The 20,012-nt window shown below is 62.1% G+C and carries 14 protein-coding genes and 1 pseudogene; 6 read left to right on the forward strand and 9 right to left on the reverse strand.

The genetic code is table 11. From position 1 onward, the window contains the following. Window positions 1-9: 9 nt before the first annotated feature. A complete protein-coding gene (locus AC5Y49_RS22865) occupies window positions 10-474 on the forward strand; it encodes a DUF6188 family protein (protein ID WP_499891565.1) in 465 nt (154 codons plus the stop codon). A gap of 48 nt (window positions 475-522) precedes the next feature. On the opposite strand, the gene AC5Y49_RS22870 is transcribed toward AC5Y49_RS22865, so the two are convergent. Next, entirely contained in the window at window positions 523-1,572 is a 1,050-nt protein-coding gene (locus AC5Y49_RS22870; RefSeq protein ID WP_499891567.1) for an LLM class flavin-dependent oxidoreductase, read from the reverse strand. After that, window positions 1,569-2,165, reverse strand: coding sequence for a TetR/AcrR family transcriptional regulator (locus AC5Y49_RS22875; RefSeq protein WP_064403595.1), 597 nt, complete (start codon window positions 2,163-2,165; stop codon window positions 1,569-1,571). Before AC5Y49_RS22875 ends, AC5Y49_RS22870 begins: the two co-directional genes overlap by 4 nt. 73 nt (window positions 2,166-2,238) lie before the next feature. Here AC5Y49_RS22875 and AC5Y49_RS22880 point away from each other — a divergent pair, with 73 nt between their 5' ends. The 3 genes from AC5Y49_RS22880 to AC5Y49_RS22890 all read left to right on the forward strand — a co-directional run bounded on the left by AC5Y49_RS22880 (window position 2,239) and on the right by AC5Y49_RS22890 (window position 5,007). After that, a complete protein-coding gene (locus AC5Y49_RS22880; RefSeq protein ID WP_064403594.1) occupies window positions 2,239-3,435 on the forward strand; it encodes a cytochrome P450 in 1,197 nt (398 codons plus the stop codon). Window positions 3,436-3,605: 170 nt separating this feature from the next. Further along, window positions 3,606-4,058, forward strand: a complete 453-nt coding sequence (locus AC5Y49_RS22885) for a PaaI family thioesterase (protein WP_064403593.1) — start codon at window positions 3,606-3,608, stop codon at window positions 4,056-4,058. Window positions 4,059-4,116: 58 nt separating this feature from the next. Then, window positions 4,117-5,007, forward strand: coding sequence for an alpha/beta fold hydrolase (locus AC5Y49_RS22890; RefSeq protein WP_064403592.1), 891 nt, complete (start codon window positions 4,117-4,119; stop codon window positions 5,005-5,007). A 130-nt stretch (window positions 5,008-5,137) separates the two neighbouring features. Here AC5Y49_RS22890 and AC5Y49_RS22895 read toward each other — a convergent pair whose 3' ends face one another. Continuing rightward, complete coding sequence (locus tag AC5Y49_RS22895; RefSeq protein ID WP_064403591.1) at window positions 5,138-6,007, reverse strand: metal-dependent hydrolase; 870 nt, start codon at window positions 6,005-6,007, stop codon at window positions 5,138-5,140. 104 nt (window positions 6,008-6,111) lie between these two features. Here AC5Y49_RS22895 and AC5Y49_RS22900 point away from each other — a divergent pair, with 104 nt between their 5' ends. Beyond that, window positions 6,112-6,747, forward strand: coding sequence for a TetR/AcrR family transcriptional regulator (locus AC5Y49_RS22900; RefSeq protein WP_064403590.1), 636 nt, complete (start codon window positions 6,112-6,114; stop codon window positions 6,745-6,747). A gap of 328 nt (window positions 6,748-7,075) precedes the next feature. Continuing rightward, window positions 7,076-10,198: an MMPL/RND family transporter gene (locus AC5Y49_RS22905; RefSeq protein WP_064403589.1), complete on the forward strand. Its 3,123-nt coding sequence runs from the start codon at window positions 7,076-7,078 to the stop codon at window positions 10,196-10,198. A 206-nt stretch (window positions 10,199-10,404) separates the two neighbouring features. Here AC5Y49_RS22905 and AC5Y49_RS22910 read toward each other — a convergent pair whose 3' ends face one another. From AC5Y49_RS22910 to AC5Y49_RS22935, 6 genes and pseudogenes are all read right to left on the reverse strand, one after another. Next, on the reverse strand, window positions 10,405-12,375 hold the full coding sequence (locus tag AC5Y49_RS22910) for a GmrSD restriction endonuclease domain-containing protein (protein ID WP_499891601.1): 1,971 nt from the start codon (window positions 12,373-12,375) through the stop codon (window positions 10,405-10,407). Window positions 12,376-12,713: 338 nt separating this feature from the next. After that, window positions 12,714-13,631, reverse strand: coding sequence for a hypothetical protein (locus AC5Y49_RS22915; protein ID WP_499891574.1), 918 nt, complete (start codon window positions 13,629-13,631; stop codon window positions 12,714-12,716). Window positions 13,632-13,811: 180 nt separating this feature from the next. Beyond that, complete coding sequence (locus tag AC5Y49_RS22920) at window positions 13,812-14,564, reverse strand: M48 family metallopeptidase (protein WP_499891578.1); 753 nt, start codon at window positions 14,562-14,564, stop codon at window positions 13,812-13,814. After that, window positions 14,564-17,839, reverse strand: a complete 3,276-nt coding sequence (locus AC5Y49_RS22925; protein WP_499891580.1) for a type I restriction endonuclease subunit R — start codon at window positions 17,837-17,839, stop codon at window positions 14,564-14,566. Before AC5Y49_RS22925 ends, AC5Y49_RS22920 begins: the two co-directional genes overlap by 1 nt. Continuing rightward, window positions 17,836-18,960 (reverse strand): restriction endonuclease subunit S, encoded by a 1,125-nt coding sequence (locus tag AC5Y49_RS22930; protein WP_499891585.1) that lies wholly within the window; start codon window positions 18,958-18,960, stop codon window positions 17,836-17,838. The genes AC5Y49_RS22925 and AC5Y49_RS22930 overlap by 4 nt, the downstream gene beginning before the upstream one ends. 4 nt (window positions 18,961-18,964) lie before the next feature. Then, a pseudogene (locus AC5Y49_RS22935) lies at window positions 18,965-20,012 on the reverse strand (SAM-dependent DNA methyltransferase); the annotation flags it as partial.

Here is a 20,012-nt window from a genome sequence, read left to right on the forward strand (position 1 = left end):
GAGACTGCCATGTACACCCAATGGATCGAAAACCTTGTTGTACAACGCCTCTCGCTGCATGGCGGCCTGGTTCTGGATTTCGATGACTACAACGAAATCGTCATCTCCTGCCCCCTGCTATTGACCCTTCCTGCCGTCGGCACCTACCCCATCGAGGCGGTGCGTATTGACCCCCTCAGGATCGCGACCCACGAACGCCCACTGCTGAACCTCGCCGGCGCAGTGTGCACCCAGGCCTGTTCCAGCGACGATGGAGGACTACACCTGAGCTTCTCGCGCGGACATCGCATCGATGTCGATCCCGACGCTGAACAGACAGCGTGGGAGTTGTATGGTATGCGCCACGGCTACATGGCCTGCCTACCTCAAGGACGGGTTCGCGTGGTCCGCCATGACCTCCCCGACACCGACGACGCCAACATCGTCAACAGCGCCACGCAATCATCGGCGGGGTCGGCGCGGCAGAGCCACTGATGCGGCCGCGGACGCGGCGACGGGTCGACGTGGGCGGCAATGCGTGGATCAGGTTGAACGTGGACAGGACCGCCCTGGCGACATCGAGGCGGGCGAGCATTCCCGGATGATGCTGGCGAAGTTTTGCTGCACGCGTTCCGCAGCGATGCCGACCGATGGTGAATACAGCATGATGTGGTCGAGGACGCCTTCGTAGCGTCTCAGTTGTTCACGGACTTCGTGTGCCGTCCCGGCGACACCCATGGTGTCGATCATCTCCTCGGACACCGCGGCGAACATCGCCGGGAAATCGCGCTGGGCGAATGCTTCTCGGATGGTTCGGCCTTCGCTGGCGAAGCCGTTCACATCGAGTACCGTCTCGTAGGATTTGACCGAGGAGTAGAACGCAATCTGCTGCGCCAGTTCGCGCCTGGCGACCTCGGTGTCGTCGTGGATGGCGCACATCACCATGGAAATGATTTCCACGTCATTGGGGTCGCGGCCGGTGTGCGCGGCACCCCTGGCGATAGCGGGCCGGACGATCTCCTCGACGTAGGTGGTTGTGAACAGCGGATGTCCGGCCAGGCCGTCGGCCACCCGCCCGGCCGCCTCGCACATCCGGGGCCGGACACCGGCAGTGACGATCGGGATCGGCCGGCTGGAGGGTCCCATGTCGCCGGTCGGGGTGAGATTCATTCTGTAGAAACGGCCCTCGTGATGGATCGGGCCTTCATGCAGGTTCCATATCCGGCGCAGCAGCATCACGAGTTCTTCCATCCGCAGGGCGGGTGCGGAGGTGTCGGGCACGCCGTGCCAGTCGCTCATCATCCGTTTGGTGCCGTTGCCGATGCCGAGTACCAGTCGCCGGTTGGAGAGTTCGTCGAGGTCGCGTGCCTCGGTGGCCAGCACCAGGGGGCTTCGGCCGACGCCGTAGAGAATGGAGGAACCGATCCGACAGTTCTGTGTGCTGTTGGCCATCGCGGCCATGGAGATCGATCCGGACCGAGAGTAGAACTCCGAGGCCCATACGGCGTCGAACCCGGCCGCATCAGCGGCCTGGGCGGTTTGGGCCAGTGACTTCAGATCCCCGCCGAGAACCGACAGGCCGTAGGTGCTCATGACTGGTCTCCTGTGCGCGGGCGCAGGCCGTCGAACATGACGGCGCTGAGGGTGCTGGCGACCACCGTCTCGTCGAGGTGGTTCTCGGTGACCAGGTACATGAGTGCATTGATGGTGACCGCGCCGAACAGCGCAATGGACGTCGATCGTGCATCGGGCTGAGCGACGAGGGATCCGTCGCGGGCCCCTTCGATGAGCAGAGTTTCGACGGGTTGTTGGTAGGCGGTATTGATCATCTCGGCGATGGCCGGCATGCGGGCCGCTCGTCCCAGTTCGCCGATGAGTGCACGGCATACCGCTGGCCGCTGCGCCATTGCCCGCAGTTGTGCGCGGATGACGAGTTCGAGGCGTTCGGCACCGGTGCCGTCGGTGTGCACGATCGCGGTCACGGCATCGGAGATGTCCTTGAGGAGGTCTTCGAGCAGGAAGGCAAGGATGTCCTCTTTGCCGGCGAAGTAGTAGTACAGCGTCGCTTTCGGCACACCGGTCACCGCGGCGACGTCTTCGATCTTGGAGTCGTTGAGCCCCTTCTCGGCGAACAAGTCCGCCGCGGCGGGAAGCCGGTCAGAGATCTGACGTGGAATCTTGCGCATTGCCCCCCTGTCCCGGTCGGCCGGTTTAGACTGCGAGTCTAAACCGTCGTTACTTTGGTGGTCGGAGGTCTTGGTGGTCTCGGTGCAGATTCGTTACGACCCGTTCGACGCCTCGATCCTCAACGACCCCTATCCGACGTATCGGTCGTTGCGTGACACGGCTCCGGTGTACCGCGCCGAGGAGTCCCATACCTGGGTGTTGAGCCGGCACGGCGACGTCCAGGCCGCAGCACTGGATCACGGCACGTACTCCTCGGTGGACGGCATCTTCCCCACCCCGCCGGGATCGGACTTCATCGGCTCGTTCCTGCCGATGATGATCGTGATGGACCCTCCGCGCCACGACCAGTTGCGTGCCCTGGTGAGCCGGGCGTTCACCCCCCGGCGGGTGGCCGGGCTGCAGGGCGCCATCACACAGATGGCCGCGGAGTTGTTCGAGCGCCTCGACGAGGGCTCCGGATCGGCGGACTTCGTGACCGACTTCGCCGCGATCCTGCCCGCCGCGGTGATCGCCGATCTGCTGGGCGTTCCCGCCACCGATCGTGATCAGTTCCGATTGTGGTCGAGCCAACTGGTCCAGGTCGACGTCAACCACGGACAAACCACCGACGCACTGACCGCCGCCACCTCGATCTACGCCTACTTCACCGACTTCCTCGCCGACCGCCGCAAAAACCCCCGCGAGGACCTGATGTCGGCGTTGGCCAACGCCACCGTCGACGGGATCGGACTGACCGACGAGGAAGTCCTCGGCTTCTGCGCGCTGCTGCTCGTCGCGGGCTACGAGACCACCACCAATCTGCTGGGGAACTCCGCGGTCGTACTGGCCCAGCATCGGCAGACCCGCCGACGCCTGGCCGCCGATCGAACACTGTTGGGGCCGGCAGTCGAGGAGTTGCTGCGCTACGACTCACCGGCACAGGGACTTTCACGAACCCTGACCCGCGACGTCATCCTGCATGACACGACGATGCGTCAAGGTGAGAAGGTGCTGCTGTTGTTCGGGTCGGCCAACCGCGACGAGCGTGCCTTCCCTGATCCTGACGTGTTCGACATCGAGCGCACCAGTGAGCACCAGGTCGCCTTCGGTCGCGGCATCCACTTCTGTCTGGGTGCGGCACTGGCGCGGATGGAGGCCCGCATCGCTCTGGATGCTTTGTTGGACAAGGTGCCTGACTGGGAGGTCGATCTTGAATCGGCGCGGCGGCTGCGGTCCGGACCGATCCGCGGCTACACATCGCTGCCCATCACTTGGACCACGCCGGTCTAGCCCGTGCCCCTCTTCGACGACGCGTCGTGTGCTTCACCGCGCGGCCAGGTTCATCGCCGTCGATGTCGAGCACTCCGCGCGCACGGCGACCTCGGCGCATTCGGCGACATGCTCAAACGATTCGCGGGCTCGAACGGTGATCGACCCATGACCGGACAGGAGGCAGGGGCATGGTGGTGGCAGTGACATTCGCGCACTTCGATGAGCAGATCGCCGACCAGCTGCTCAGATCGGCGAACACAGCGGGTGGACTGTCGACGTTTCTGAGCTTTCGGCACACCGAACTCGCCGCCGGTCGGCTGGTGGCAGAGATGGAAACCCGTGCCGAACTGCTCACACCCTTCGGCACCCTGCACGGCGGATGTCTATCGGCGATGGTCGACCACTGTCTCGGAGTCGTGTTCTACCCCGTCATTCCGGCCGGATCATGGGTCGCCACCACCGAATTCAAGCTGAACCTGCTGCGACCCGTGTCCACCGGTGTGTGTGTCGCCGTCACCGACATCGTGTCGCTGGGCAATCGCAGTGGAGTAGCGCGCATCGACATTAGCAACGGCGACAAAGCCGTCTGCGTAGCCCAGGGCACGGTCACGATCGTGAACGCCGCGGGCAACGCACAATGAAGGCGCTTGTAGCCGGTCGCACGCTTCGGGCGGACTCCGATCTCGCCAGGAAGGTGTCATGACCTCCGCCGTGCAGCATCGGGTCCGAACCCAGGACGGGATCACCCTGGCCGCCGACTGCTACGACCACGATGACGCCCGTCCCGTCGTGCTGCTCCTGCACGGCGGCGGCCAGAACCGGCACGCGTGGAGCACTTCAGCGCGTCGTCTCCACGCATGCGGATACACAGTCGTCGCCTACGACACCCGCGGTCACGGCGACAGCGACTGGGACCCAGCCGGCAGGTACGACATCGAGCGACTCGCGACCGATCTCCTCGCCGTGCGTGAGCACTTCAGCGCCGATACCGCCCCTGCCGTCGTAGGTGCATCCCTTGGGGGCATGACCGTGCTCGGCACGCATCTGTTGACATCCGGGGCGTCGTGGACGGCGGTCGTCCTGGTCGACGTCACCCCGCGGCTTGAATTCCAGGGCGCTCGTCGCGTGGTGACGTTCATGGCCGCACATCCCGATGGCTTTGGCACCCTCTCCGACGCCGCCGAGGTGATCGCCGCGTACAACCCCCATCGCTCGCGCCCGGCCAACGTCGACGGCCTGCGCAAGGTGCTACGGCAGCGTCACGACGGCCGCTGGATCTGGCGGTGGGACCCGGCATTCATTCACTCCAACTTCGACTTCCTCCGCGACGAATCGACCACGGGAACGGAGCAATTCGACGCAATCAGCCGCCTGCTGATCGACGGAGCCCGACGGGTCAGCGCCCCAACACTTCTCGTAAGGGGTCTGTTGTCCGACGTGGTCTCCCAAGCCACCGTCGACGAGTTCAAGCAACTGGTTCCCCACGCCGAGACCGTCGACGTATCCGGCACCGGACACATGATCGCCGGCGACGACAACGACGCCTTCGGCTCCGCCGTCACCGAGTTCCTCGGCCGGAGCTTCCTGTAGGTCGCGACGTGATCGAGCACCATCGAGCGGCCAGTAGAAAGGACTGGGCTTGACTTCACTGCGCGCGGAGCGAAGCCCATGAATTGTTCTTCGCTTAGGCCGACTTTGACCGCGACGGGCTCTGGTCGAGCTAGACGTTACTACGCATTTGTTGGCCACCATCGGCGTCGAAGAGTTCCTTGGTCCAGCGTTCGAGGATTTCTGCGCTGTCCCAGTCGTCGGGATGAAATCCGGCGCGGGTGTAGGAACGAAAGCGCTCAATTGCTGCTGGGCTGAATAGCGGGTTATGACGGAAACCTCGAAGGCTGCGCAGCAACCGCACCGGGTTGTAGGCGGCACGGTCACCGGCCAGAGAGCGGGTGGTCTGGATGACCAACTCGCTGAACAAGAGGAGGCTGGCGATCCGCATCCCCCAGACCCTGGTGCGTTCGCTTCCACCGACCGTCTCGTAGACATCGAAAGCGACGGCCTTGTGCTCGCATTCTTCCAGTGCGTGCCAGAGCAGAATAGGCCGCACTTCGGTGTCGCCGATCAATTCTTGAGCTTCGTCGCTGGTGAGAATGATCTCGGCGAATGTCGCTGTGTAGTGCTCGAGGGCGGCCGTCACAGCCAGGCGCATCTTGGGAGAAAAACGCTTCTCAAGTCGGCCAACCAACTTCTTGATATGGCGATCGATCCCCTCGGTGGGATAGCCCATCGCTTGGAGCCGATCGTTGAGCAGCCGATGCTGGTGTCGGTGCGTGGCCTCTTGTGCAATGAATCCCTTGACCGCCTCCTTGAGGTCAGCGTCGCTGATGTGGTCCCGATACTCGCGGACTGACCGGATGAAGAAGTCTTCGCCTTCGGGGAACGTGGCCGACAAGGTGGACACAAAGTGGCTCATCACCAAGTCGCCATCGACGAAGTGCTGCCGACTGGTCCCAGCAGGCATGTCGAATCGAACACGGCGGGGCTTCGGGACGACCCTCGTGGTGGGCCGAGTGAACGAATCGTCGCTCATGTTGTTCTCCCGTTCGTCAAGGGCACGCTGGCAATCTGACTCTAAGCCTTGTCAGAATTAGATGGCAAGCTATCCACGTGGTTTCGGCGCGGGTGTATAGCGGGATGTCCGCCGAGGAGCGTCACCGGAACCGGCGCACCCGTCTCATCGAGGCCGCAACCGAGTTGATCGGCACGCGCGGTGTTGCCGCCGCCACTGTGACTGCCGTCTGCGCTGAATCAGGTGTCACGTCACGCTACTTCTACCAGCACTTCTCCGGCCGAGACGCCCTCCTGCGGGCTGTCTACCAGCAGCTCTATGCCACCTTCCAGGAGGTGATAGTCGACGCGATCCCCGATGCCGGCGAGCCACCGGAGGTGCTGGCGTACGCGCCGATCCACAGGCTGGTCAGCATGATCGACGACGACCCTCGGCTGGGTCGGATCCTGTTCGTGGAATCTGCAACCGAGCCGCTGCTCCGAGAGCTACGCAGCGAACTGATGGCCGGTTTCACCGACCTCGTATTGCGCGAGGCCAGACTCCACCTCGACATCCCCGACTCCGCCGTGGGGGTTGCCCATTTGGCTTCGACCTTGGGCGTGGGAGGGCTATTCGAAGTCTTGCGCCGCCGACTCGACGGAGAACTGGAGTTCACCACCGATGAACTCGTTCAGCACTGCGCAGGTTTCCTGGGCAGCCTAGGCAATTACGTGCTGCTGCAGAACACGGGCCAGTCGGCCACAACCGAAGCGCAAACCTAGAGCTAGCGGCCCCGCTACGCGATGTGGCCGTCCGTGCGCTCGATGTCAACGTCCGAGACCAGCAACAGCAAGACCTGAACAACATCCAAGGCCAATGCCGTCGACTGAACAACGTCGGCCTGGCTTCAGAAGCCAACTGAGTGTTCGACCATTCCCTGCCGGCTGTGACCGGCGGCCGGCGCTGGACTCGATAGCGGCCGCCTGTCCTTCCCCAGTCGCGCATTGCGCGGCCTGGCGTCCTACGACGCCGTCACCACTTGCACTACATGCGGTAGCGTAGCGATACCGACAGTATCGATCGCTACCATTCGCTATCAGTGGAGGTCCAGTGACCGACGGCACTGCAGATTCCCCAAGCCAGGCCACGCGCCGTGACCGGCGGGCCAACGGATCACCCGACCCCGCCGACACCCGCGAGTACAGCGAACGGTTGGCGACGCTCGCCCGATTCACCCTCCGGCACAAAGCCCTGGTCATCGGGGTATGGCTCGGCGCCGCGGTGGTCCTCGCGCTGCTGTTCCCCCAGCTGGAAACCGTGGTGCGCCAACAGTCGGTGGACCTCATTCCTCGCGATGCGCCGTCCTTGCAGACGGTTGACCGCATGAGCGCCGCGTTCGGCGAAGAAGGCTCGAAAACCATGGTGTTCGTCGCCATGGAAGACCCCAATGGGTTGACTCCGACTGCACGGCAGCGCTACGGCGAACTCGTGAGCCGGTTGCAGGCCGAAGGCGACCACGTCCTTCTGGTGCAGGACCTACTGGCCGATCCGATTACCGAAGCCCAGGCGGTCAGCGCCGATCGCAAAGCCTGGTATCTGCCCGTCGGCGTCACCGGCACCCTCGGAGACCCCACGGCCGCCGAATCCGTCAACGCGGTGCGCGACATCGCGGCGGAGGTGTTCACCGGCTCGACCACGACTGTGCAGGTAACGGGACCACCGGCGACCTTCAGCGACATGATCGCCTCCGCCGAGCACGACCTGCTGCTGATCTCAATCGCTACCGCGGGCGTGATCGCCCTGATCCTGCTGATCGTCTACCGGTCGGTGTTCACCGCGCTGTTACCGCTGCTGGTAATCGGGTTGAGCCTGGCAGTCGGGCGCGGCGTGCTGTCCGCCCTCGGCGAGTTGGGCATGCCGGTCTCCCAGTTCACTGTCGCCTTCATGACGGCGATCCTGCTCGGCGCCGGAACCGACTACACCGTGTTCCTGATCAGCCGATACCACGAACAGCGCCGCGCCCAAGTACCCGCCGATCAGGCCATCATCCACGCCACCGCCAGCATCGGGCGCGTCATCCTCGCCTCCGCCGCCACCGTCGCACTCGCGTTCCTGGCCATGGTCTTCGCGCGGCTCAGCGTCTTCGCCGCCCTGGGCCCCGCGTGTGCCATCGCCGTGCTGTTCGGATTTCTGGCCACCGTCACCCTGCTGCCACCGGTGTTGTCGCTAGCCGCCAAACGCGGCATCGGTGAGCCCAAACCCGATCGCACCCGCCGCTACTGGAACAGCGTCGCCGTCGCCGTGGTCCGCCGTCCCGTGCCACTACTGATCGTCAGCCTGGTCATCCTGCTCGCCCTGTCGGCAGCCGCCGCAACCATCAAAATCAGCTACGACGACCGCAAGGGACAACCAGACACCACGGCCAGCAACCAGGGCTACCACCTGCTGGACCGCCACTTCCGCAAAGACGTCGTCATCAGCGAATTCCTCGTCGTGGAAAACCCGACCGACATGCGGACCGGGAAAGGACTGGCCGATCTCGACGAGATGGCCTCCCGCGTCTCCCAGATCCCCGGCGTCACCAAGGTTTCCGGAGTCACCCGCCCCACCGGAGAGCGCCTCGACCAAGCAGAACTGGCCTGGCAGAACGGCCAGATCGGCGACAAAATGGCCGGCGCGGTCGCCGAGGGCAACTCCCGCAAAGACGACCTCGCCAAACTCACCGGCGGCGCCGACCAGCTCGCCGACGGCCTCGCCCAACTCGACAGCACCGTGCGCACCGCCCTCACACCACTGGCCGGAATCCTCACCCAAGCCCAATCCGCAGGAACTCAGGTCAACCAGTTCCGGCCGCTGCTGCAACAACTTTCCGCCACTGCCCCCGCCGTCGACCAAGCCATCCAATCCGGCCCAGGACTACGACCGCTGGCCAACCAAGCCCAAAACGCGATCACCCAACTCGACCCACTCGTCGGCGCCCTCAACACCTCGCCGTGGTGTGCCACCACCCCGCAATGCGCCCAAATCCGCGACCAGGTGCAGATCCTGGTCACTCTGCGCGACAGCGGATTCTTCAACCAGATCGCCGACCTCGGGGACCGCTACGATCCCGCCACCAACGCCACCGTCGGTGGCACCCTCGCCAACGTCCAGAACGCAGTCGCCTCGCTGGACAAGGCATTCGGAGCCCTCGGTGACCCGGCCGACCTGGCCACCAATCTCCGCCGACTACAGGACGGAATCGGACAGCTCGCCTCCGGCGCCCAAGCACTCGCCACCGGCGTCCGCACCCTCGCCGACAGCAACATCGAAATGCTGTCCGGCATGAGCCAGATCGCCACCCAACTACAAAACTCTTCACGCGCAGCGGCCGACTCCGACTCCTCGAGCGGTTTCTACCTGCCCGCCAACGCATTCGAGAACCGGCAATTCACCGACGTCGCCGAACAATTCCTCTCACCGGACGGCAAAACAGCGCGGTTCATGATCGAAAGCAGCCACGACCCATACAGCGTTGAAGCCATGGACCTCGCCAGCCGCATCACCGACACCGCCAACACCGCACGACCCAACACGTCACTCGCCGACGCCACCGTGTCCGTCGCCGGCTTCCCCGCCGTAAACTCCGATATCCAACGACTCCTATGGGCCGACTTCGCACAACTGGCCATGGCCACCATAATCATCGTCGGCGTCATCCTGGTCCTACTGCTGCGAGCGCTCCTAGCACCGCTCTACCTACTAGGCACCGTCGTGCTCAATTACCTCGCCTCGCTCGGCATCGGCGTTGTGGTCTTCCAATGGGGACTGGGCCACGAAATCGCCTGGCCCGTACCGCTGCTGGCGTTCATCATCCTCGTCGCCGTCGGCGCCGACTACAACATGCTGCTCGTCTCACGGCTCCGCGAAGAATCCGGAACCAACATCCGCGTCGGCGTCCTGCGCACCGTGGCAAACACCGGAGCCGTCATCACCTCCGCTGGCCTGATATTCGCCGCCAGCATGTTCGGCCTCATGGTCGGCTCAGTCGCCATCATGATCCAAGCCGGCCTCATCATCGGCTTCGGGCTGCTGCTCGACACCTTCCTCGTGCGCACCCTCACCGTGCCCGCCATCGCCACACTCCTACGCGAAGCCAGCTGGTGGCCGACCAAAGCAACAAACCCGCGACGTGGTCAGACCAACGCAGGAGGCATGAAGGACGCACCTCACGTGCTGGTCCAGGAGAGGTGAGAAGCGAACAGAGCAATACCCGGCGCTACATGCCGACCAGCGTGAGGGCGTATTCACCCCGAATGAATACGACCCCTGCGCCAGTATGGTCCGTCGATTACCGACGGACGAAATTCGATTGAGGCACGCGCGGCAGAACGAGCACGCGAGGGTCGCGAGGGCGGGATGTGTTCTTCGTCTGACGATCTGGGCGGCGCGGAAGATCCCTACGTCACTTCAGAGGGCGCGCTGTCGAGCAGAGCTTCGAGCTCAGGTGGACCGAGGCGTTGCGCTTGCGAGGCCTTGTCGTTGTCATCGAATTCGATGCCCTCGCCGATCAGCATCTCCATTGGATCGCGGGTGTCGGCCGGGTCGTGCCACTGGAACTTGAAGCTGATGGATCCATCACCGCTGAGGACGCGGTACGCATTCGTTACCGCGGGGTCGTGGGCGATGTGATTTGCGGTCGGCTGCGCCGCCGTTCCTGCGAGTTCGGCGAGGTCGCCATAGGACGTCCACGAGCCCGCTGGAAGCGCCGCGACGGCGTCGTCGACGCGCGTCCAGTCGAATCCAGAGCGCGCCGTCACTACCCCCGGCACAGGGGCTGACCATAGCGAGATTGCAGCGTCGGCGAGCACCTGCGAGCGCTGTTGAATCTCATCGACTCCCCATTGCGAAGCGGCGGCGAGATGCTCGTTCAACTTCAGATCCGAATCTTGCAAAATTTCCTGCTTGCGCTCGAATAGCTGATTCGAAAGCTTCGAGTTCCACGCCGTCAGCGTCAGGTTTCCCAGCGCGTGACCAAGCCGCTCGAACACTTCGCGCGGATCATGTCCGGCGTCGACCAGGTGCTTCTTCCAGCCTTCACTGAGGGTTTGCGGCATGACGTGTTCGATCGAGAGCTTGGCAGAGTCGAAGTCGAGATCGACCTCGGCGCGCAGGTGCGACTCGAGGCGCTGCAGAACCAACCGCTGCTGGTGGGCTCGTCCATTGGAGTAGTAGTGCACGGTGGCGATCCCATCGCGGACACGATCGTCGTCGGGCCACCGTTTATCTCGTGACAGCTCCCGGCGCAGCGCCACATCGATGGGTTCGCCCTGGGGTAGGTTGCCAATCACTGCGATGAAGAGCCGGTTCAGGACGTTCGTGGGCACATCAACGACGTAGCGCCTGACTATGAAGGACTCGATGGCTTCGAGGCAGGATTCAGCTTGCACGGCGGTGGCGCGGCCAGCGTCCACTTCGGCGTAGATGTGCAGCAGCAACGGATAGGTCGTGCCTGCACCCCAGCCACGCAGGAATGCCAAGTGCCTCAGCGCATTCTTGCTGAGTCCCAAATCGGATGCCGTGGAGTTCGGGTCTGCTGGTTGGAGGAAGAGTGAGTAGTAGGCGCCTCTTCGCGCGAGCCTCTTGACGTGGTCTTCGAGAAAATCGAGATCAGCTGCTGACGGTTCCAGTCGACTGCGTGCCGCGCGGTAGACATCGCCTTGCTTGATGAAGTCTCCCGTCGATTGGAGGTCGTCCCGAACAAGTCCCTCCAGACCCTCAACTCCTAGTGCCTTTTCAAGTGGACGCCAGTGTTGTGTGTAGACGTTGTTCGAGCGAGGGCCCAACGCCATGAAAAGGTAATTTCGCAACAAGTCGGATTGCGTCAGTCCTACGCCCGTCGCGTTGATGGACTCGAAGATTTTGTGGGGTCGCTCGCCTTCGGACACAGTCACGAAGACGAGCGCCAATCGATCACCGATTGTCGTCGCGAGCCGTTCAGGGACAAGCTCACCGGCTTCGCGGAGAGCATAGATCTTGCGGTGGAAGAATCGGTAGGCGTTCACGATCGCGCTATGTCCGGACACATTGGTTGGGTCGGTCAGCACTGTCCAGTACGGAGCAGCGTCTTCGTCGCCCGGTACAAGACGCGCCCACCTGGCCGAACCCTTTGGCTCCGTGTCGTTAATTAGGTACTTCTTGTTCAGGCGGTCGAACTGCTCGGAATCGTCGAGTGCCGCAACATCACGCAGGGCTGCGAGCGCGACGGACAATGTGGTCAGACGCTGTTGACCGTCGACGACGCGAAACTCGCGGAAGTCATGCAGCGGGTCAGCGTCCTTCTCGACCGCCACGATGCTGCCGATGAAGTGCTTCGGGATCGCGCTACCGTCCGCCAACGCGCGGTCTTGTTCGGCGATGTCTTGCCACAGGTCTTCTTGCTAAGCTGTCTTCCAGCGATAGTGCCGCTGATACAGCGGCACCTGAAACTGGCGGTCCTGCGTCATCAGATCGCGGAAGGTCCCCTCCTTGGCACGCACCTAACGCAGGATAGTCACGCAGTACGACCGCTGGCTACGAATCACGTCCGACTCTGAGGGGCCACTCAGCGGGACGCGATCGGAGCCAATCGCTATGACTGCGGTTCGCGGATGTAACCAATAAGCCGGGCGTCGCGTTGTCCGTCGGCATCGCCGCGTAGCATTCGGACTCTTTTCAAGGCTATCCTCACGCGACCGGACGAGGCGGTGAAGCCGTGGCAGCGGCCCAATTACGTCGTGAACAGCTCCTGCGACCAGGTTGCAATCGTCGGCTCCAGCCGCTCAGGCACATGGCAGTCGGCGGCCCGTTCTCCGCCCGGTACGCGACAGGCAGCCTCGAACAGGCACACAGCACACTCGGTCATGTTGAGCGCGGCGGCGAGTCCGTCAGCAACCATGCCGAAGAGCACCCCACCACGCGCGTAGTCGGTCATCCACGAGTATCCGTGCACGAAGCTGGAACCGTACGAATAGAACGACCGCGCGCCTTGCTCTAGCCCGTGCTCCTTCAGCTCCCCAGTGTCGTGGGACGGCACGTGCTGGTCCACCCATCTCGCCGCCTCAGCGATGGTCTTGGTGAACGAAAGCGGCTTGGCGTACGTATACGCCTCCTTGACCTTTTCACGTAACGCGGCGTGCTTCTCACGGTGGGCGTTATTCTCGTCAATGAGATTCTGCGGACGCGGATTTCGGCCGCTTTGCTCAAAATCCGCTTCGAGTTTCAGGAAGTAGCTCTGCTGCTCCAACTGCTCCATTTCCAAGCTCATGCAGCGGTCCCGACGTTCCTCGCGGGTACAGCCACTCAGCATCCACACTGTGCGGGCGGAGTTCTCCATGGAGGACCGGCACAACTGCATTATGGACGACGCATAAAGGTCACGAGACTTGGTGCGCTCGTCAGCCAGTAGCGCCGCTGCGTACAAGTTTTCCGTGGCGTTCATCATCGGGAACAGGCACTCCTCGGTCACGGCGGCGTCCCCCGCCAGCACCAAGGGGTACGCGATTTTGAATGCCGCGTCGTCGGCTGCCAGCGGACTTCCTGGCTCTGGGTGATGGGGATGAAGCCCCCACTGACGTAATTCGCGTGCACGGTTGGCACGGTTGTCGATGCGGTCGAGCACTCCCCCGCTCGCCGCATTGACCAGCATCTCTAGGAACTTATGAAATGGATTCGTCATTGCTCAGCCCCGTGCGTCGATAAATTGACGCTCACATCATCGCAAGTCACGGGTAGCTGTGGATGGATCTTCCGCCGTTATCCACAACTCGCGCTTCAACCCAGTTGTGGTGTCCGCTCTCCCGACCTTCGTGCGTAGCTTGAGATTGTGCTACACGTCGTTGGCCGCGTGTGAAACGACATTCTCCAGCCGAATGGCACCCATCCATATCGAGGTGCCGGCTTGGGCCAGAGCGCTCTTTCGCTGGTCAAAATCCGGCATTGCTCTGCTGAGGACTTGCCAAAATGCTGGCCCATGGTGTGGCTCCCGAAGGTGTGCGAGCTCATGTGCAAGGACGTACTCAACGAGCGATGGTCGGAGTTGCATTGTCGCCCAGTGAATCCGCACCCGACCATTCGGTAACGCCGAGCCCCACTTATTGCCGAGATCAGCGATCTCAACGGTCTGAGGGTCCACTCGCAAGCGAGTGGACCAGTCCTTCGCGCGCGGCTTGAGCCATGCAAGTCCGGTCGCCCGATACCAATCGATGATCTGCTCGTATCCTTCGCCGACAACTGATCGCGGGAGGACGAGCCTGCCCTTTTGCAGGCGGACCCGACGATCATCGGTGCCGACGACGCGGAGTTGATGACTGCGGCCAAGGTAGAGGAATCCCTCTCCGTCGACGAGTTCCTTGGTGACAGGTTCAGCAGAAAGGGCTTCCTTGTCCGCCAGCTTCCGGTAAATCCAGTCTCGCTTAGAGGCGAGGAACCGCTCCAGTTCGGCCTTTTGAACGTCGGGGGCCGCTTTGAGTTGCAAGCTGCCGTCGCGCTCGATGGTCAGCTTCGCTCTTCGGCTACTTCCACCGGTCAGGACGGGAACGCGCATGCCGTCGAGCTGCAATGTCATCGCGCGCGGGTCCATCACCGTCTCCTGGAAGCGATCAAAGATTGATTCGCTTTAGCAAGCTCCATCAGCTTGTCAGCCAGCGGTGCTTGTTCGTCGAACGGAAAGAGATCACGGTCGTCGAGAGTGTGAATGAGTTGTTTGCGCAGGGTCTCTTGCGCATGGGGGTTGTGCCAAAACCGAACCATGCTGGCGTTCGCATCGACTTGAATGACGATTTCCTGGGCGAGGTGGACGATATCCAGCCGGACTTGTTCGGGCACATCGGCGTCTGTCGCGTATTCGGCTTCCAGCAGACCGTAGAACCGTGCGACGAGCGGATCGTCATGAATAGCGCCTTCGCCCTCGTCGCTCTGCGCCTCACTGAGAAGTTCCGTGAGCGCCAGTACCAACGGGTCCCACTGTCCAGTCAGATTCTTCAGGATGTCGTCGAGCCGTTCCGACAACTTCGTATAGCGAGCAGGGTCCTCGTCGAAGTTCTTTCGAATGTGGTAGCGCAGGGCGTGTTCCATCTCCGAAGCTTTGGCCTTATCAGATGTCAGGCCTTGCACTTTGGCAACGAAGTCGGGATCGGTGATCGACACCGGCGGAATCTTCGTCGCGATGTCGAGCGCGGTGACGTGCTCGTCGATCAGCTTGCGGACCTTCTCGCCATAGAGCGAACTATCAAAGTCACCGAGCCCGTCATCGCGGTAGCGTCGTTTGGCTGCCAGCGAGATAATGCCGAGACGCTTCGCGTCATGCGCAAATGGCAAGGCCTCTGGGCGAGGCATGACAGTGTCCAGCGTCGTAAGGAACTGCTTGAGGAGCGCACCAAACCGTGCCCGAAGGGCTTCATCTGCCAAGACCTGCACGCAGGCTTCGACATCCTCGTCAGTGTCAAAGGTGTCGATACCGGCATGGGCGAAGACGGCAACGACCCGATCATGGCGGTCGCGCAGTTTCGGTAGCTCGTCCTTGATTGAAGCCAGCGCCCCGATGGCATCCTCGGCGTCTTCGGGTGCGTACGCCTTCAACGCCTTTTGCAGGTGTGCACCGACGCCGTAGTAGTCAACCAGTAGCCCAACGGTTTTCCTGCTGGCGGTGCGATTGACTCGGGCAATCGCCTGCAATAATTCGGCGTCCTGGATAGCGCGATCGAGGTAGAGCACCTGCTCGACTGGTGCATCGAAACCGGTTAGGAGCATGGTACGGACGATCAGAAACGCGACCGGGCTGGTCTTCTCACCCGCGAAGCCCAGTTCCTTCTTGAAGTCCTCAATGACGGCATCCTGGCGCGCCTTATCGGTCCACTGCGCCCACGTCGGATCATCGTTGTTGCTGCCGGAAATGACCGGCACGAAGTCCAGTGCCTTCAGCAGTTCGAGCTGATCGGTGGCCTGCACGAGGATCTGTGTCTTGCGGTCGAGCCGGTCGATATCGTCGGGATCGGCGTGGTGCAGATGGTCCGGCAATGCCTCGATTTGAGTCACCAGGTCGTCGCGCGCCGCCAGCAGTGCCTCGCGGTAGCGCACGGTTGCCAGTCGGCTTGATGCGGCCACCTGCGCCTTGAACCCATTCGGCATGACGGTCGACATGTAGTGCCACAGCATCGATTTCGCCTTGGCAGCAATTAGTTTGGGCGCCTCGACGACCGAGCCCGTGGTCGCGTAGCGCGCCTTGAGTTTTTCCAGCTCGGCGTCGCTGAGGTCGGCGAACATGTCCTCGAACAGCTCGTCGAGGTCGCTGCCGCCCGCCACGGCACCTTTGGCAGTGCGTCCCTCATAGAGGATGGGCACGACGGCGCCGTCGGCTTCAGCTTGACGGATGGTGTACTTGTCGATGAATTCGCCGAAGATCGCCTCGGTACGCTTCTTGCCTTCGCGCATGATCGGTGTGCCGGTGAAGCCGATTTTGGCGGCGTTCGGCAAAGCTGCCATCAGGTTGGCGTGCAGGGTCGAGGTCTGCGAGCGGTGCGCCTCGTCCACCAGAATGACGATCGATTCATCAGTGTTAAGGACGCCGAATGACTCGGCTTTTTCGTCGTCGGCGAGGCCGCCGTCGGCCCGGCCAGTATCGGTGTCGCGGTACTTGTGGATCATGGCGAACAGGAGGGCCGGGCCGTGCTCGGCCAGCATGGTTCGTAGTTTGGCCGATTTCCGGGCACGTTGCACCGTCTCGCCAGACAGCTTCGCGGTTGCGGCTAGCTGCTTTTCCAAGTCAGTCCGGTCGGTGATAACAACGACCTTGAAGGCCCGCAGCACCGGTTCCGAGCGCATGGCGCGCACCAAGAAAACCATGGTGAGCGATTTGCCTGATCCCTGAGTGTGCCAGATCAGGCCACCGCGGCGGTCGTGCTCGCCATCCACCTGACGAGTCTTGCCGGTACGCAGCCGGTTGAGCGCCTTGAGAACTGCCCGGTATTGCTGGTACCGGGCGACCAGCTTGATCCGCCGGCCACTGATCTCATTGAACAGGGTGTAATGCCTAACGATGTCAAGCAGATTCGCCGGGGTGAGCATGCCAGCCACCAGGAGCTCTTGCCCAGTGAGTTCAGCGGCCGGTTTGCCGAGCTGGGCGGCCAGTTGATCGCGGCTCAGTGGAGCGGGGTCTTTCCATTCGAGGAAGTGCTCGGCCTCTGAGGTAAAGGTGCCGACTCGGGCCTTGTCTCCATAGGTCGCGACGACGAACTGGTTGGTCCAGAACAGGTGCTCGTTACCTTCGGGCACCCCAAGATCGCGTTGATTTGCGTAGCGGCGCAGCTGGTTGATGCCTTCGGCCATCGGGTCTGTGCTGTAAGGGCTCTTGCATTCGATCACCACCAGGGGGATGCCGTTGACGAACAGAACCACATCGGGCACGACGAACTTCTTGGCTTGTCCGCCGGGTTCGTCGACGCGGAACTGGTTGATCGCGAGGAAATCGTTGCGTTCCGGATGGTCGAAATCGATGAGCTTAATGCGTTGGCTCCGGCCTTGGTTCCAGTCGGGCAAACCTGTCACAGATACGCCTTCGAGCAGCCGCTCGCTCATGCGCTCGTTGATCTCGATCAGCTTGCCGGTCTCGGTACGAGTCAGCGTAGAGACGGCCTCGGCGAGCCGTGAATAGTCAAGCCACGGTTGACTGTCGGGTCCAAGGTTGATCTGCCGCGTCGCCTCGCGCAGGCGGGCCTCAAGGATTGAGGTACGAAACGAGTCCCGTTCCGTAACAGCTGCATCCGATTTCGAACCTTCGATCATTGACCAGCCGAGGCCTACCAACTGATCGAGCAGAGGCTTCTCGGAGTAAGTGTACTCGCTGCCGATGTTCGTCACGCGGCCCTCGCTGGGACTTGGACGCGGCCCGTAAGAAGATCGCTAAGTAAACCGGACGTGATAAGTCGAAGTTTGGCCAGATAGGCCTCTTCCGCTCTAGCTCGTGATGTGAACTTCTTTAGCGCAGAGACGATTTCGTGCTGCTGACTGGGTGTAGGGACCGCGACGCGCAGCGGATGGATCGTGTTCCGGTTAAGGGTAGGTACCGACGTTGCCGCGTCAAATCGTTCTAGCCGCAAAAACTTAAGAAGCAGTGCTATGAACTCGGGATCATTGCCATGGAAGTCTTTGACCCATAGCGACGTGTCATGCGGCCAGAACGGACCATCGCAGTAATAGACACCACCGAGCGATCCTTTTCGACCAGTCACGACACCGGGACCGTTGATCATAAAGCGGTCGTGATAACTAGTAATGCCCGAGGAAGAAATCACGGGATACGGGCCCTCGCGCTGCTCCGCCTGTGTGATATCAAACCCTCTCTGGAGGGTGCAGAAAGTAACAAGATGCCCAGTTCTCCAGCCAGTGGGCAAGCTGGCTGGGGTTGCATCGCTGCCAATCCGCCCGGCGCTGTGCGCTGGGGTCAGCAGCGCATCGGTCATTCCTCGCTCAGCACTGTGGAGCTTCTCGATGATTCGTTCGGTCGATCGGATTTGGGAATCAACCGCGTCGAGGATCTCCGCGATCCGCCGCTGTTCAGTACTCGTCGGCAGTTCGACCATGTACGCCTCTAGGTCGCCACGGGTGACATGTTTCATAGTCGTGCCGTGCGATCTGACGGACAGCCGATCCAGATGGAAGTTGATTAGATGCTTAAGGAAACGGAGGTTAACGTCATTTGCAGCGGTCACCTTGAATAAATGCTGATTCAGGTATGCCGGCCCACGGTCCCAGAAAAGAGCGGCGAGAGTGGCGCTCCAAGAGAATATGAGGTCGCCGTCCTCGATCTTGAAGTCTTGTGCGAGAAGACCGTCGTAACGATCCGGCTCCACTGTTGGGTCGAGGAGCTCGCGTATTCGGACGATAGGTAAACCCTGGTCTCCCCAGTGTCCCGGTTTAAAGGCAAAGCCATTGAGGTAGGTGCCGAGAGAGGCGAGCGAGCGAACCTCCCAATCGGCCATCGGCCTATTCATAACCGAGCCCTCGAAGCAGGTCAGCCAGCTTCGCAGCGGCGTCGTCGCGCTCCGCCTCGAGCGTTGTGAGCGGAGTCTGATATTTGTCCCACCACGTCTCAAGGGCGACGATGATGGCTCGCCGGTGTCGTGTGATTCGATCCTGAGCTTCAGCCAGTAGGTCAGCTTCGAGCGCATCAAGCACGATCTGCCGAGCTGACGAGTCATCGAGCGCTTCGCTTGCTTCTTCAAGCCGCTGCCCGAACACGCCCTTTTCAGCCTTGAGTTTCTTCTTCGTAGCTGTCAGCCCGCTTTTCAGCTTCTTGACGTCCGTCGGGGAGAGAGTGTCCGCGCCTGTTTCGTCGCCCTCGTCGTCATCAGAGGTCGTGGCGGACTTGATCGTGGAATCCAATTCCGCGACCTCAGCCTCAAGAGCGGCGAGCTGGTCGAGGTAGTCCGGCATCAGCGCCGGGGCGACCTTGTGTTCGAGTGGGTTGACCTTCGCCTTCTCTTCCTCCAAGGCGTCAAGCACGGTGGCGGTCCATGCCTCTATCAGTCCCCGGTACCCGAGCGTGGCCAGCGCTTTGAGGTCTGGCAGGCTGATGCCCCACCACGAGGCAATGATTCCATCGACAGCGAAGTGGTCGAAGAGGGGCGTTGTCCCAAGCGCACCGCGGAACGTCTCCATGATCTCTCTGCGAAGCTCCACGAGGTCACTAGCGGACTGCAACTTGTCGAGACGGGTCTCCTGAGACTTCCACCAATGCCTGATCGCGCTAGCGACGTCCATCTCGGCCGCGATGACACCTTCGTCCGCCTCCACCAGGTTTCGGAGATCGCGCCTGTCGGTGACGATGTCGGCGTACTGGAGGTAGTCCTCGTCCTTCGAAACCATCAGGTGTTCAGGCTTCATCCCGTGTGCAGCGAATAGATCAGCCTTGGCGTCGACTTCACCTATTGGGATGCCGCCATGCAGGTGCGCTCGGACGTCCTGTGGTTCAGGTTCGGGTGTGGTGTCGACGTAACGACGGATGTTGAGGTTGTCATCGTTTTCGGCCAGC

Source organism: Mycobacterium sp. NGS62 (genome assembly GCF_059812285.1).